We start from the raw sequence: 15,079 nt of genomic DNA, 5'->3' as shown, positions 1-15,079 counted from the left end.
AAATCAGACCCCCTCTGAGTTCACACTACTTCTGGTTTTCACCCCTTCCTTAAATAAGAAAGAAAATAAATCTGATTTATCATTTTTCTAGGTAACTACCGAAATTTAGGATGCACGTTTTCCTCGACATTTTGTCGATAATTTTATTCTGTGACATGCATTCAACGTTGTAAGCGCTTTCTTTGTAGCGCTTAAAAAATGTTGCTTCGGTCAGTTCTCATTCATCTTAAACATGCTGCATAACTCACTATGCTTGAGTTTTCATACGTGATTTATCTACCTAGCCTCAATAACTCACTTCCCAACAAGGAAAGCGCTTACAATTCCTTTTAGATTTAATGACGAATAGCGTTCTCGTGATGGCTTGTTCCTCATTGCTTGGTATTCATATTAATAGTAGGCAGGCACTATGTACACAGGGCTCGTAATCGTTGATATATAAAACTTGAAGTCGATCACCGCAAAGAAAGCGCTTTCTTTTCTTAGTGTGGAGTCTGTCACTAAATGTAAGAAAACAATTCGCTATGATGCTTTCAGCCTACAAATCGCTAGCAAGATCACAGATCGTCATCGTAGATTATGCGTACAGCTTTCGAATTACCATTGCAGTTGCGCTTTGTAGTATAGTTAGAGGATGTTATTGAAGTAATTTCCAATAATTTCAATAAGATTGAATGATAGGATCGCGAATTGATTACAATTAAAGAAGTCGCTGAACTCGCCCAGGTATCTCAAGCGACGGTGTCAAGGACACTCAATGGCCACGCTTCTGTAAAGGAAGCCAATAAGCAAAAAGTCTATGCGGCAATGGAAGAATTGGGGTATCAGCCTAATACCTTCGCGCAAGCGCTTGCATCAAACCGCTCGTGTAGCATCGGAATGCTGGTTGGCACACTGGATGGTCCATTCTACGGCCCTATGATGCATGAAGTGGAAAAAGTGGTAAGGTCAGAAAACTACCACCTTATTATTACCAGTGGTCACGAAGAATATGACGAAGAGCACGAATCTATTCGTTTTCTGCGTTCTAAAAAGGTGGACGGTCTCGTGCTTACCGTTGATACCCTTTCGGACAGCGAGCTTCTCGAGATTTCTCGCCAAAATGAAGCTACGGTGCTCATTAACCGTTACATTCCCGAAATGGCCGATCGCTGTATCTGGTTAGACAATGAAAAAGGTGGGTTTCTAGCCACCGAATATCTTATTAACAAAGGGCATACTCAAATTGGCTGTATCAGTGGTCAGTTAAGTAAGGGAGACAGTCGAGATCGTTTGCAAGGTTACCGAAATGCACTGAGCCACTATGGCGTTGCTTATAATCCCAATGCTGTTGTGGAAGGCCGATTTGATAACCAATGTAACCATGATGCAATTCGTCGCCTACTTGATCGAGATATTCCTTTGACTGCTATCTTTTGCATGAACGATAACATTGCAATGACAGCTTATACTCTTTGTCTCGAGCGTGGACTTCGTGTTGGGGAAGATATTTCCATCATAGGTTTCGATAACGTACCATTTGGTCAACATATGACACCGGGACTTACAACGGTTGACTTCCCTATCCAAAAAATGGCCACCGCCGCGGCGAAAAAAGTCATGGCTATCGTTAAAGGTAAGAGCACAGCATCACAACCAATTGAGCCTATCGAGCCAAGTATCATAAGTCGTGGGTCGGTGAAAAACCTCAATAGCTAAATCTCGCTCTCTGTTATTTACACCTATTATTCAATCAATAAAAAGGCCGGACAATATTATTGTCCGGCCTTTCTGTTAACGCGGTATTGGTTACATCACCAACTTGCTCGCAGGGATGGTTACAAACACTGCTTTAACCTGTCCAGAGCGATCGAAAATGTGCTTACTTAGATTCTCAGGAATCATGTTCGACACTTTCTCAATGGTTGGGCCATTCACCAATTCAACTTTCAGTGACACATCATGCTGTTCTTCACTAAGCGAGTATACAAACGGTACCTGACATAGCGTGAATGCTAGGCTGCCAACTTCAACATCAAAGCGATTGGCCTCGCCTTTTAGGTCGAAGTATTCAAACGCAACGGACTCTGTCAAAAACTCCGACTTAGCCAGTAAGTTTGGTGTGATTTGGATTTCACCATCCGTCACCGAAATACCCAGCTCACCAAAGCGCGTGATCACCTCTTCCTTCACCTGACCAGTCATACCAGGTTGCTGAGCACCGGCTTGTTTTGGCGTATGTGAGTACGGATCCGTTGGGAACGCACCGTATACAAGTGGCGACTTGTTAAAGCCAATCCCTTCACGAACGCGATAGTAGAACTCCGCCAACTGCTGGGTTTTCTCTGTATTTCCAAGTTCAATCCACGCTTGCTGGTAGTTTTCTTGAACCGCAAGTAGCAATTTAGACACCATGTGCCAGTAGATACAACCTAAGCCCTCATAACCAAACATCGTCCCCGAACGACCGGTAAAGGCTTTGTGGTTGAAAGTCTGCTCATAGATTTCTGCAACTTTGGTCCAGTCTTGACGGCCAAAACGCGGATAGTCAGCAGCAACTTGTGCAATACGAGCTTCCAATACAGCCGCATTTTCAAAGTCAGCGCTGAAATGGACACGGTTCTCAATATCTTGATTAACAATGCGCTTATCGCCACTTTTTAGCATCGCTTGCAGCAGTTCACTGCTATCGACTAGATTTTTGGTGATATGGTTCTTCTTCAAGAACGACGTAAGGTCGCGATCTGGGTAAAGCATGAAGCTCATTTGGTCTTCACGGAACATATCGCTATCAAACAACTTAGTCAGCAAATCAACCGTCTGCGTTGCATCTAGAATACCAGCGCTCAAAATAGCTACCTGACCTTCAAGCATTGGGTATAGGTACTCTACGTTAGCACTATCACCTTGCAGATCTAAGATGTTGTATGCGTTATACAGGCCATCTTCGCGCTTGTTACTATGGATAGTATGATCCAACAGCGTTTTCGACACGCGAAGCAGTTCTTCAACTTCCGTCATTTCTAATGTCGATTTACCAGAGAAGCCATCCGCATAAACGCCCATACGGTACTCTTCTGCAACTTTGGCAAGCTTAGTCAACAAAGCCTTACGTGATTGCGGCGTCACTTTCTCAACACGCAATGAAGCGGCGGCTTCCGATAGAACTTGGCTGGTTTTAGTCAACCAAGTCGCCACTTCACTCGACAGCGCAATATTGATTGGCGCACGACAAATGAGCTTCTGCATGAAGGTCACATAGCGACGCATGTAGTACAGTGTCACCATCGACAGACCGTTACCTACAATCGCGTTGTTCGCATCGTTCCATTCCGGACGCTGCGTGTTCAGCCAGATACCACCATCAATAACAAAGTTACTTAACTTAGAAAGCAGAGGAACAAGCAGTTTTTCAAGCAGGTTCACTTGATATACGTCACCATTGTCACCCATGACCAAGCGACCATCGCTACCTAGTGAGGCACTAAGCTCCTCAGTAATCGCTTGCTTATGTTCATTGAATGCCACTGTATCTTTCGGGTTAGCAAACAGCTGATCAACACCGGCAATTTCATAAGGAACATTGGCGTAGCTGTATGTCTCTTCGCTCAGCCACTCAATCAGGTCATTGCTTTGATACTTGTCTGCTAGCTCAAGGAACTTAAGAAGATAAATGATCTGATGGTCGCCCCAGTACCCGATGTTGCTCCACGGATCATCCAGCTCAAGCAGTTCCCAATCGACACCTTCTTTGGTAATACGGTAAGGGTTGTAGCCATCGATGGTCGAGGCGTTCACAAACTTGGCCACAAACGAACCAATGAAGTTTGGATAGCTTAGCGCCATTGCCTCCCAGTTTTGGAAGATATCACGCCAGTTACCTTGATAAGCCAGTAGACGCTCACCTTCTTCATCACGTACTTTAATCTCAAAATGGTTCCATGGTCGGCTTGGGTCACCGTGACGACGACCAAAGGTTAATGGAAGGTATTCATACGCCATACGTAGCAACTGTTGATCGCCCGTCTCTTTCGCCATCGACACTAATTGAGGGTGTGATAGGTTTTCTGGAAGAGTACGTAACAACGCAGAGTGCTTTTCAACTACTTTACTGTTGATGCGAGAGAAGGTTGCAAGTACATCGCTGCTATCTAGCTTATAACCATCAACAAATACGCCACCGCGCATGTTGTTAAATAGCACGTTTGCGTAGTGGTGCACTGCCGTCTCTTCAGAAGACGTCAATTGCCAAGCATCCGCGCCAGCCATAAGCAGTTTCAGTTCGTCATGGTTAGCCTGAACATCTTTTGCAACCGTCGTCGTAATTTCATCGTCTAAAACGATTTGATTTTTCAGTGCGGCAACATCAGCGTGAGATTTGTCAATATCCGCAACAATCGTCCATGTTTCAGCGTCTCCAGCAGCAAGCGTCAGAGATTGAGAAATCAGGAACGCACCGCGCTCACCACGAGTAAGCGACTCAGCGTTTAACGGCAAACCTTTGCGGAAGTTCGCAACGTCTTTTGCATTTAATGAAACTTGCTGGGCATGCGGTGCAACACCAAATACCGTCGTAGCACGCAATGATTCAGCAGGCTCCGCTCTGTCACTTAGCTTGGCATACATGCTGTAGGTTGCCATTGGCAAGTCTTCGATGCGCTCGTTCCACTTGTACGCGTCCACTAATGCGCTGCGTGTTTGCAGTGCTTGCAGTGGTGCCCCCGAAGGCAGCAAGTTTTGGATACCGTCAATGATATCGAACTCGGCTGCACTGTCGCCAAGATTAGTCACATGGGTTTCACGAACAAAGCCAAACTTGTCCGAAGTCGACCAGCTGTACTGATAACTCAGACCTAACGTATGGTTTAGCTCTTCAAAGATGATTTTGTCACCCACCGCGTTCTTATAGAGATTGCGTTGAACATCGTAAAGACCATCGTGATGCGGGTTAAACGGTTCCCAAAGTGCAGGCTTGCCCTCGCCCTTTTTAACGCGTAGCACAGCTTTTGAGCCCGTGTTATCGGCATTTTCATGGATATGATCAACCGAGCGATAAGGGAACAGTGCGTTCTCTGGGCGAATACGACCAGCAGAAAGGCTGCCAGTCGACGATATAAATAACCAGTGGTTACTCGCAGAGACAACACTGATAAAAAACGGTGCCATCTGATCGACGTTAGAAATCTGATAAAAACGTTCGTCGTTGATAGTGATAAATTTTCCGTGTACTTCAAACGCTTGATTAGCTTGTAATTGTTCCGTCATATTGGTCACTTCTGATTTTGTAAGCGCTTTCTTCAAAGCGCAAAATTTTTGGGATTCTTTAAATTACATGTTGTGGCAACGAACAAAGTGTTGCTCAGAGATCTGTGTCGTCTCAGGCATCTCTTTGGTGCAAATATCGGTTGCGTTCGGGCAACGTGTCGCAAATGGGCAGCCCACGCTTGATGGTTTCCAAAGCGGGATCTCACCTTTCTTCACCGCTAGATCACGGCGACCAGAGTTGCCTACTTCTGGCACTGCAGACAGCAGTAGCTTCGAATACGGATGCTGAGGGTTTTGAGTTACGCTATCGCTCTCGCCCCACTCCACCATATGGCCGACATACATCACTGCGGTTTTTTCCGCAAAGTAACGCGCTGTCGCGATATCGTGCGTAATGTACATGAAAGAAATACCATGCTTGTCCTTGAGATCCGCCATTAAGTTCAAGATACCAAGGCGCACCGACACATCGAGCATAGAGATAGGCTCATCCGCCAAAATGACATCCGGATCGACGGCAATCGCACGCGCAATCGCAACACGTTGTCTTTGGCCACCACTTAGCTCGTGAGGGAACTTCTCTGCGGTTTCTTTTACCGGTGTCAAACCCACCAGCTCAAGCAAGTCATACACCAATTGTGGGATGGCTTTCTTGTCTGCACGGTTGTGAATCATCAACGGACGTGCAATGTGGTGATAGATTGTATGCACTGGGTTTAGTGAGCCAAACGGGTCTTGGAAAATCATCTGCACTTGACGTGCGTATTCCAATTGGCCGTTTTGCTTGATGTACTCATCGATTGGCACACCCTTAAAGTGGATATCACCAGCGGTCTTGTCATAGATTTGAGTCAAGATACGCGCACCAGTACTTTTACCAGAGCCAGATTCACCTACAATCGCCAGCGCTTCACCTTTGCGAAGTTCAAACGACACATCGTTGACCGCTCGCATTAGGTTTGATTTCACCGATTGGCCTAGAGGGAAATCTTTAACCAGGTTTTTTACCGATAGGATGACTTCATTACTTTGCATCATTACTTCCTTAAACCAGATGACAAGAAACTTGACGGCCGTTCGCCAGTGTTGAAAGTGCAGGTTCTACTTTCTGACACTTCTCAAAACACTCACCACAGCGAGCTTGGAAATTACAACCCGTTGGGATATCAAGTAGGTTTACAGGGTTGCCTGGAATACCAAATAGTCTTTCTTTAGGGCCATGAATCGTTGGGAACGACGCCACCAAACCTTTGGTATATGGATGCTCAGGAGCACCAAAGACCTGCTGTGCTTCACCTAGCTCGATCAAGTTACCGGCGTACATAACACCAATACGGTCTGCAATCTCACCCATTAAGCTCAAGTCGTGACTGATGAACAAGATAGAGAAGCCAAACTTGGTTTTTAGGTCGTACAGTTCGTTAAGGATCTCGCGCTCTACCACCACGTCCAGTGCCGTTGTTGGCTCATCCATGATGATCAGTTTTGGCTCAAGAGCGAGCGCTACCGCGATAACCACACGCTGACGCATACCACCACTTAACTGGTGCGGAAAACTTCCCATGCGGTCACCGTGAATACCAACGATAGACAGCAGTTCTACCGCTTTTTCATGTGCTTGCTTATAAGGAATTTTCTTGTGTGCCAAGATAACGTCCGTTAGCTGCTCACCAATGGTAATTACCGGGTTTAATGAGTTCATCGCACTTTGGAATACCACAGACACATCGTTCCAACGGAATTGACGCAGCTTACGGTCATTCATTTTGAGCACGTCTTCGCCCTTATACAGAATTTCACCTTCTGAGATAAGCGCTGGCGCTTTATGCAGACGAGAGATGGCAAACGCTAGCGTACTTTTACCGCAGCCAGACTCACCAGCAATGCCTAATGTCTCACCTTCATTGATGGTCAAACTGACATTGTTTACCGCACGAGCCACACCATTTGGCGATACGTAATCGACACAAAGGTTATTGATTTCAAGTAAAGCGCTCATCGTAGGCCTCTCTTTTTATCTGCTTCTTTTTTCAGTTTGTGCCACAGTTTGATGTGTGGACCAGTACGAAGTTTCGGGTTACTTACTTGGTCAATCGACATGTTAATCAATGCCAGTGCACCACCAGTGATTGCCAGTGCCATCGCAGGAACCATCATTTCCCACCATGCACCTGTATAAAGTGATGATGACGTCTGTGCCCAGTAAAGCATTGAACCCCAGCTTACTTCTGTCGCATCACCCAAGCCTAGAATACCCAAGCCTGCTTCTGCGCCCATCGCGTAGATAACCGTACCCAAGAAGCCACCAAATACGATTGAGATAAGGTTAGGTAGAATTTCTACCAGAATAATACGGATTTTAGATTCACCCATTACCTCAGCAGAAATAATGAATTCCTTATTACGAATCGCCATCGTTTGAGAGCGTATCACCCTTGCACCCCACGGCCAGGAGGTGATACCGAGCAACACGGTAATAACGAGGGACCCCACCTGCCCTAAGAATGCTGCGAGTACTATGAGTAACGGTAACTGTGGAAATACCAAGAATACGTTGGTCAAGAAGTTCAAGCGTTCGTCAACCTTGCCACCAAAGTAGCCAGACGATACACCCACTAGCACAGCGATACTCATCGCAATGACACCAGCAGTCAGTGCTACTGTCAGTGATTTGCGCGCTCCGTAGAGCACCTGGCTGTAGACATCACGACCACTACGAGTAGAACCAAGCACGTGTTCTGCGTTTGGCGCCACATGAGGACGAGCAACACGGCGCTCTGGATCGTGTGTTGCCAATGCTGGAGCAAAAACGGCACCAGCTAGAACGATAGTCAGAAGGAAACCACCAATGATTGCCGGCGGGTTGCCATAGAAAAAGGCGTACACCTTACCTAGTTTTGATTTGATATTCTTCCACGAGAAAGCAGATTCTCTCACCGCTAATTTGCTCTCGCGGTCATATTTATGAGCGTCAATTAACTTATCCATAATACAGCCTAGTTGGAAATTCGTGGGTCAAGCCAAACGTAAAGAAGATCGGCAATAAAGTTAGCAGTCAGAACTGCGGTCACTAAGATAAGCAGAATGGCTTGGATAAGCGGGTAGTCACGAGCAACAATGCCTTTTAGTAGGATGTTACCAAGACCTTGGTAGTTAAATACCACTTCCGTCATGATCGAGCCTGCGAAAGAGAAACCAATCGCCATCGCAATCGCGGTTGCAACTGGCAAGATAGCGTTGCGACCTGCGTAGCGGTACATCACTCGGAAGCTGCTAAGACCTTTGGCTTCCGCCATAGTTACGTAATCTTCACCAAGCACGTTGATCATCGCATTACGCATGTTGAACACCCAAGTAGCGATACCAACTACCACCATGGAACCGACTGGCAATACCGCGTGCTTAGCCACACTTGCAATGAACTCCCAAGTCCAACCTGGCTCAAGCGACGGATCGTACGTATACGCCAGTGGCAGCAATTCCATTTTCAAACCGAAAAAGTAGAACAGCAAAAGAGCGGTTACGATATATGGGAAGTTACTAATAAACGCCAATACCGGTGGTACAACTTGACCAAAAAAACCTTCACGGCGATAAGAAGCATAAGTACCGATGCTTACACCAATGATTAAGGCAACAATCAATGAGCCAAGCGCCAGGAACATGGTCCATGGCAACGCCATAGCAATCACTTCCGATACGTTGATTGGGAACATCAACACTGAAGGACCAAGATCAAGAGTGAATACACTTTTGATGTAGTGAATGTATTGAACAAATACGTTGCCATCGACGAAGCCGTACATTTCACGAACGGCGTCCATTTGAGCCGGATCCATACGACCTTGAGCAGCTGCAAACAGTGCATCAACAGGATCACCCGGCATCAGGCGTGGCAACATAAAGTTGAATGAGATTGCGATTAAAAACGCAGTAAAGTAGAAGCCAAAACGGCGAGCTAAAAACGACATAGCAATACCTTTTAATGTGGGGCCTCAGGAGAGGCCCCAAACGTTACGAGTTACTTAAGGTGCAAGTTATTTAGGATAATGACTCGCTTACCACCATCGTAAAATACAGGTTGAATGTATGGGTTTTCTTCGCTTGGCCAACCAACAATTTTCTTAGTGTTGTACTGGAACCAAGTCGCGTTAGAGAACAGCGGGATAAACGGTAGGTTTTGCGCCGTGAACTCTTGCAGTTCAGAGATGATCTCTTGCTGCTTCACTTTGTCACCCGTCTTACCGAAGCTGTTGATTAGCTGATCGATTTCTGGGCTATTTACACCGTGGCCAGCGTGCCAAATCTTACCTACATACGCAGATGAGAAATAAGCTTGGTATGCCAAGATTGGGTTAGTTGAAACCATTGACCAGTTGATAGACATCTTGTAGTTGCTGTCTTTTAGGTTTTTATCGTAAACCGCCCAGTCAACAGTCTTAACGTTCGCTTTTACGCCAACTTCGTCGAAGAATTCCGTTGCCATTTGAACTACTTGGATCCAGTCAGTCCAGCCGTTAACAACTTCAATGTCAAATGTGAACTTGTCACCGTTTGGCATATCACGGTAGCCATCACCGTCGACGTCTTTCAGACCCGCTTCATCAAGTAGCTTTTTCGCTTCTTCTGGGCTGTATGTTGTTAGGTTGCGATATTTCTCAGTCACACCTTGGTCAATGTTTGCTTTGTAAAGCTCAGCAATACCGCCCGCATTGTAGTTAACGGTTGGGTAACCGTAAGCGGCGATATCAACGATCATTTCACGGTCAAGTGCCATAGAAAGAGCCTGACGAACACGGATGTCATCAAATGGCGCTTCTTTTGTGTTCACATATAGGTGAATCGCATCGTTCGCTGGGTACCAGAAGTGGTGGTTCTCAGGATTTTGCTTCACGAAAGTACTTTCGATGTCAGCGATGAAGTTTGAACCCCAGTCGATTTCACCTTTGATAAGTGCAGGTTGAATTTGCGAGTTGTCGTTGTAAGAACGGAACGTCATACAATCTAGGTAAGGACGGTTATCTAGGTAGTAGTTCTCGTTGCGGCAAAGCTCCATTTGTTGCGGTTTAAGGTACTTAACCGTCGTCATTGGACCGCTACCAATTGGATTTGGGTTGGTAAAGGTCGTTAGGTCTTCTGCTTTGCTCCATACTTTCTTAGGAACAATGTGGTAATCCGCAAGGTTCCATAGGAATGTAGAGTCCGCTTCTGCAAGGTTAAGCTTTAGCGTACGAGCATCAACAACATCGATACCTTTTAGGTTACCACCAGACCAAATACCTTTAAGGTCAAATGCCGGTGCTTTCTTAGTCATTTCGAAACTGAAAGCGACATCTTCAGCCGTCAGTGGGCTACCATCAGACCATTTTAGGCCGTCACGTAGTTTGATTGTGATGGTTTTTAGATCGTCAGAGTAATCTGCAGACTCCGCCAAACGCCAGTGCGTCTCACCCGTCATATTGTTGAAGACCATCAGCGGCTCAAACATAGTACCGTTATAGATGTCTTTTACTGTATATGGGTTGAAGTTATCAACGAAACCGGTGTTGATGATTGGCACCGTCAACGTGCCCCCTTGCTTGATCTCTTCCGCTTGTGCAGTTACTGCACTACCAGCAAACAATGCACCACAAATCACTGAGGCGATAAATGTTTTCTTTTGCATCACTTTGTCCTTTAGTTTTGTTTTTGGGTCGAGCGATTTTCAATTTAAGTGGAACTGAATCAGTCCGGGGGTAACACTTCATGAAAGCGCTTTCTCAAGATGCTAAGCAATCCATTGCTCGATAACAAAAGTGCCAGCCAAAAAGCCCGCGTCGATCACAGTTCTATAAATGCATTATTATCAACAACTTAACTCGAATGACTAGAAAATAACCGCATCTTTCTCAATAATATTAGTCTTTAAATTCAAGCAATTAGCTCACCTCAAGCACTAAAAATACCTTATCTACAGAAATGTGATCTAAGCAACTTTGTAAACTAAATTAACAACAGGCACGCCATTCAAAACCTAGTAACACTCATGCATAACCGGGTGAATTTTAACCTGATAATTATTCATTATTATTTTAATAACAGTAACTTATAGACCAAAAGTAAACTATTAATCGGTTATGTGATCTGCTTACTACCACCTTTTATTCAAACTGATATCATCCAAAAGAAACCGCTTACTTTTTGGTGATCAATGTGACAATGATAAATTCGGTACGTTTTTGGAACGGAAACAAGTCCGCGTATCGTCAACAATTCGAGCTGGACGTGCTCAATCTGCTGCTCTCTGTAACCGCTGACAGCCATGGCGACGTCAGCATTATTGACGATCGTACTGATTTCCCGCTAGCTGAAGATGAAGGTGCGGTCCTAGATAACGGCAGTGACGTCCTGGTCACCGTAAAAGGAAACGCTAAGTTTGCTGGCAAACGCTTTATTGAGCTTGCGCTATCCGTGACAAAGCAGCTACTTGGACAACGTATCTTGTTCGCCCGCGAAGACAAGCTCAGCGATTTTTCTTCTGTCGACGATATCACTGGTAAAACCGTCGGCGTTCCAGAGACTTGGGTAGATGCAGAATTATTTCGACGCAACGGTTTTAACGTTGTTGAGCGCGGCAATTTCGATGGTTTATTTCAACGCCTGACCGACGGCGAGTTCGATTTTGTTTGCTTTGGAGCAAATGAAGCACTCGAAGTGTTTGAAAGCCGTGTTGCCAATCAATATCCCGTAAGCCTCGTCGGTGGCGTTATGATCGAGTACCCCTTCCCTTTAGTCTTTTATGTCAACGCCGACAATCCGGAGCTGGCCAAGCGATTGCAGCTTGGTTGCGAAATCGTACTCGAAACCGGTGACTATGAAGCGCTTTATCAACGCTACTTTGCCGACATCGAACGAACGTTAAAACTTGAGCAGCGTGAACGACTCGAACTGAATAACCCATTTATTTAAAACTCAAAACTATAGAAAAATAACAGGACTGGTATCCACTTATGCCCTTCACTCGCATTGAACTAGCAAGGCAAGCCCTTGCGCCTGTCAGCCGCCAAGCCGCCGCTGAAGGCATCGTTTTATTGGAAAACATCAACAACACACTGCCGCTACCTGCAGACTGTCGCGTATCACTTTTTGGTCGCTGCCAAATTGACACGGTGCGCAGCGGCACTGGTTCGGGCGGTGCCGTCAACGTGCCTTATTCAGTCAGTGCACTAGAAGGGCTCAACGCTCACCCTAACATTCAAGTTAATCAGGAATTAGTGAGCATCTACCAAAACTGGCTAGAGCAACACCCATTTGATGACGGTGGCGGCGGCTGGGCTGCGGAGCCTTGGTTTCAGCAAGAAATGCCACTGGAGCGCAGCATCGTAGAGGGCGCTCGCAAGCAAAGTGAACACGCTTTAGTGTTCATCGGCCGTACAGCAGGTGAAGACCAAGATAACTCTGACGAAGCAGGCAGCTATCGCTTAACCGATACTGAGCATCAAATGCTTAACCTGGTCTGTGAACACTTCGACTCAGTGATTGTGGTACTCAATGTGACCAATATCGTTGATATGTCATGGATGGATACGGTTTCTCAGCCAGATTCCATCAAGGCTGTGCTGTATAGTTGGGCTGCGGGTATGGAAGGCGGTCACGCACTGGCTGATGTTCTTTCTGGCGACCTTTCGCCAAGCGGTAAGCTCGCCGACACTATCGCTTATCAACTTAGCGATTACCCATCGCATGCTAACTTTGGCAATAAAGATAAAAACCTCTACCAAGAAGACATCTACTTAGGCTACCGCTATTTTGCAACCTTCAAACCGGAAGCGGTTCGCTATGCCTTTGGTGAGGGACTAAGTTACACCCAATTCGAACGTAACCTCATTTCTCACTCTATCGAAGGCACGGGCAAAGCACGCGCTATTCACTTCCATATTGAAGTGACCAACGTTGGTGAACAGTACAGTGGTAAAGAAGTAGTACAACTGTATGTAGAAGCGCCGCAAGGAAAGCTGGGTAAGCCTACTCGCAGTCTTGCCGGTTTTGGTAAAACTCGCATGCTAGCGCCTAACGAGTCAGAGTTAGTTCGTGTTGTCGTACCGCTTGAGGTGCTCGCCTCTTACGATGATTCGGGCATCACAGGCCACAAGTCCTGTTATGTCCTTGAAGCTGGCCGCTACGACTTCTATTTAGGTGGCAGCGTGCGAGAAGCTCAGTTGACGGATGCACCATTCCTCGTCGACACGCTTCAGGTGGTTGAGCAGCTTTCTGAATCAGCCGCGCCTGTTGAATCATTCCAACGCATCAAGCCCACTCTGCAGCCACAAGACGGCACTTTCCTAATTGAACATGAATCTGTGCCAACTCGCACGGTAGATATGCAAGCACGCATTGATTCACGTCTGCCTGATGACATTGAGATCACTGGCGATAAGGGGATCAAATTGCAGCATGTTGCCGATGGAAAAGCCTCGTTGCCAGAGTTTGTTGCCCAGTTCACCCCATCAATGCTCGCCACCATAGTGCGCGGCGAAGGCATGTGCAGTCCAAAAGTGACTCCAGGCACAGCGGCAGCGTTTGGCGGCGTTAGTGACGCGTTATTTGACCTAGGTATTCCTGTCGCGGCAGCGGCGGATGGTCCTTCGGGCATTCGAATGGACAGTGGTCATAAGGCGACACAAGTTCCTATCGGCACCTTGTTGGGTTGTACTTGGAATACCCAGCTTAATGAACACCTGTTCTATTTGGTTGGTGGTGAGTTGCAAAGCTACCAAATCGATACTTTGCTTGGCCCTGGTATCAATATTCACCGTCATCCACTCAATGGTCGTAATTTTGAATACTTCTCAGAAGATCCGCTACTGACGGGCACAATGGCAGCAGCGCAAGTTAGCGGCCTGAAAACGGCAGGAGTATCAGGCACCATCAAACACTTTGCCGCCAACGACCAAGAAACCTCTCGCTTTTTCGTGGATGCCGTTATGTCTGAACGCGCGCTTCGTGAAGTGCACATTAAGCCATTTGAGCTCGCTGTGAAAAAAGGCGGTGCGACCACTATTATGACCTCTTATAACCCAATCAATGGTCACTGGGGCGCATCAAATTACGACCTCAATACGACGATCTTACGTGGCGAATGGGGATTCGATGGCATCGTCATGTCTGATTGGTGGGCGAAGATGAATCACCCGGTATCTGGTGGTGAAGAATCAAAGACCTACACCTCGTTCATGGTTCGCGCACAAAACGACCTATTCATGGTGGTTGAAAATGATGGTGCTGAACGTAACGCAATGGATGACGACACACTGAGTGCATTGGAAGCGGGTCAATTGACCCTTGGTGAATTGCAACGCAGCGCTATGAACATCTGTCGATTTATCTTAGATGCGCCAGTGATGCAACGACCACTGGTTCGCTATAATCCAATCAAACCATTCACTGCGCACGATGCTCAGCCAACAGGCTCGGTACACACTATTGATAAGGCCGTTCAGCTTGAAATCAAAGAGGATGCGACTATCGCCCTTAACGTGACGAAAGCAGGCCAGTATCTGGTGAGCATGAACGCCAGCTATGATCGTAACGAGCTCGCTCAATCGTCGTGCAGCTTACATCTAAACGGCGAATACAGCATGTCACTTTCCACTAACGGCACTGAAGGCAAGCCCGTTGATGTTGAAGGATTGATTGTAGAGCTGCAAACCGGCTGGTATGAATTGGACGTCTCTTTCGTTAAGCCAGGTTTGACCTTACATCACCTTAATTTTGCTCAGGTTTAAACCTCCCAGTAAATAACTAAAAAGGGCAGACGTAAACGTCTGCCCTTTTTATCTCAATGCCCTTTTAGGCC

9 protein-coding genes are annotated in these 15,079 nt (G+C 46.3%); 3 read left to right on the top strand and 6 right to left on the bottom strand.

Going from position 1 to position 15,079, the window contains the following annotated elements; all coding sequences use genetic code 11:
- Window positions 1-690: 690 nt before the first annotated feature.
- Window positions 691-1,698 carry a LacI family DNA-binding transcriptional regulator gene (locus tag AAA946_RS17685; RefSeq protein WP_338166104.1) on the top strand — a complete coding sequence of 336 codons (1,008 nt, stop codon included), beginning with the start codon at window positions 691-693 and terminating at the stop codon, window positions 1,696-1,698.
- A 90-nt stretch (window positions 1,699-1,788) separates the two neighbouring features.
- Here AAA946_RS17685 and AAA946_RS17680 read toward each other — a convergent pair whose 3' ends face one another.
- The 6 genes from AAA946_RS17680 to AAA946_RS17655 form a co-directional block, all read right to left on the bottom strand.
- Window positions 1,789-5,244: a hypothetical protein gene (locus AAA946_RS17680; protein WP_338166103.1), complete on the bottom strand. Its 3,456-nt coding sequence runs from the start codon at window positions 5,242-5,244 to the stop codon at window positions 1,789-1,791.
- 63 nt (window positions 5,245-5,307) lie between these two features.
- Window positions 5,308-6,282 (bottom strand): ABC transporter ATP-binding protein, encoded by a 975-nt coding sequence (locus AAA946_RS17675; RefSeq protein WP_338166102.1) that lies wholly within the window; start codon window positions 6,280-6,282, stop codon window positions 5,308-5,310.
- A 7-nt stretch (window positions 6,283-6,289) separates the two neighbouring features.
- Window positions 6,290-7,243, bottom strand: coding sequence for an ABC transporter ATP-binding protein (locus tag AAA946_RS17670; RefSeq protein ID WP_042497367.1), 954 nt, complete (start codon window positions 7,241-7,243; stop codon window positions 6,290-6,292).
- Window positions 7,240-8,232, bottom strand: a complete 993-nt coding sequence (locus AAA946_RS17665) for an ABC transporter permease (protein ID WP_338166101.1) — start codon at window positions 8,230-8,232, stop codon at window positions 7,240-7,242. The genes AAA946_RS17670 and AAA946_RS17665 overlap by 4 nt, the downstream gene beginning before the upstream one ends.
- An 8-nt stretch (window positions 8,233-8,240) precedes the next feature.
- Window positions 8,241-9,215, bottom strand: coding sequence for an ABC transporter permease (locus AAA946_RS17660; RefSeq protein WP_042497360.1), 975 nt, complete (start codon window positions 9,213-9,215; stop codon window positions 8,241-8,243).
- A 50-nt stretch (window positions 9,216-9,265) separates the two neighbouring features.
- A complete protein-coding gene (locus AAA946_RS17655) occupies window positions 9,266-10,909 on the bottom strand; it encodes an ABC transporter substrate-binding protein (RefSeq protein ID WP_338166100.1) in 1,644 nt (547 codons plus the stop codon).
- Window positions 10,910-11,436: 527 nt separating this feature from the next.
- Between AAA946_RS17655 and AAA946_RS17650 the strand changes: the two genes are divergently transcribed.
- The gene (locus AAA946_RS17650; RefSeq protein ID WP_445206110.1) at window positions 11,437-12,192 is read left to right on the top strand and encodes a hypothetical protein; all 756 of its coding nucleotides are present in this window, start codon (window positions 11,437-11,439) and stop codon (window positions 12,190-12,192) included.
- A 41-nt stretch (window positions 12,193-12,233) separates the two neighbouring features.
- Entirely contained in the window at window positions 12,234-15,008 is a 2,775-nt protein-coding gene (locus tag AAA946_RS17645; RefSeq protein WP_338166099.1) for a glycoside hydrolase family 3 protein, read from the top strand.
- The last annotated feature ends 71 nt before the right edge of the window (window positions 15,009-15,079 follow it).

This window comes from Vibrio sp. 10N, from assembly GCF_036245475.1.
In the GTDB taxonomy this organism is placed as follows: domain Bacteria; phylum Pseudomonadota; class Gammaproteobacteria; order Enterobacterales; family Vibrionaceae; genus Vibrio.
Note: the sequence above shows the minus strand (reverse complement) of the source record. Positions and strands in the feature narration are given on the sequence as shown.

Bases quoted from the DNA above. Each gene is read 5' to 3' on its own strand.
- AAA946_RS17680 (WP_338166103.1), bottom strand. From the start codon at position 5,244: ATGACGGAACAATTACAAGCTAATCAAGCGTTTGAAGTACACGGAAAA.
- AAA946_RS17675 (WP_338166102.1), bottom strand. From the start codon at position 6,282: ATGATGCAAAGTAATGAAGTCATCCTATCGGTAAAAAACCTGGTTAAA.
- AAA946_RS17670 (WP_042497367.1), bottom strand. From the start codon at position 7,243: ATGAGCGCTTTACTTGAAATCAATAACCTTTGTGTCGATTACGTATCG.
- AAA946_RS17665 (WP_338166101.1), bottom strand. From the start codon at position 8,232: ATGGATAAGTTAATTGACGCTCATAAATATGACCGCGAGAGCAAATTA.
- AAA946_RS17660 (WP_042497360.1), bottom strand. From the start codon at position 9,215: ATGTCGTTTTTAGCTCGCCGTTTTGGCTTCTACTTTACTGCGTTTTTA.
- AAA946_RS17655 (WP_338166100.1), bottom strand. From the start codon at position 10,909: ATGCAAAAGAAAACATTTATCGCCTCAGTGATTTGTGGTGCATTGTTT.
- AAA946_RS17645 (WP_338166099.1), top strand. From the start codon at position 12,234: ATGCCCTTCACTCGCATTGAACTAGCAAGGCAAGCCCTTGCGCCTGTC.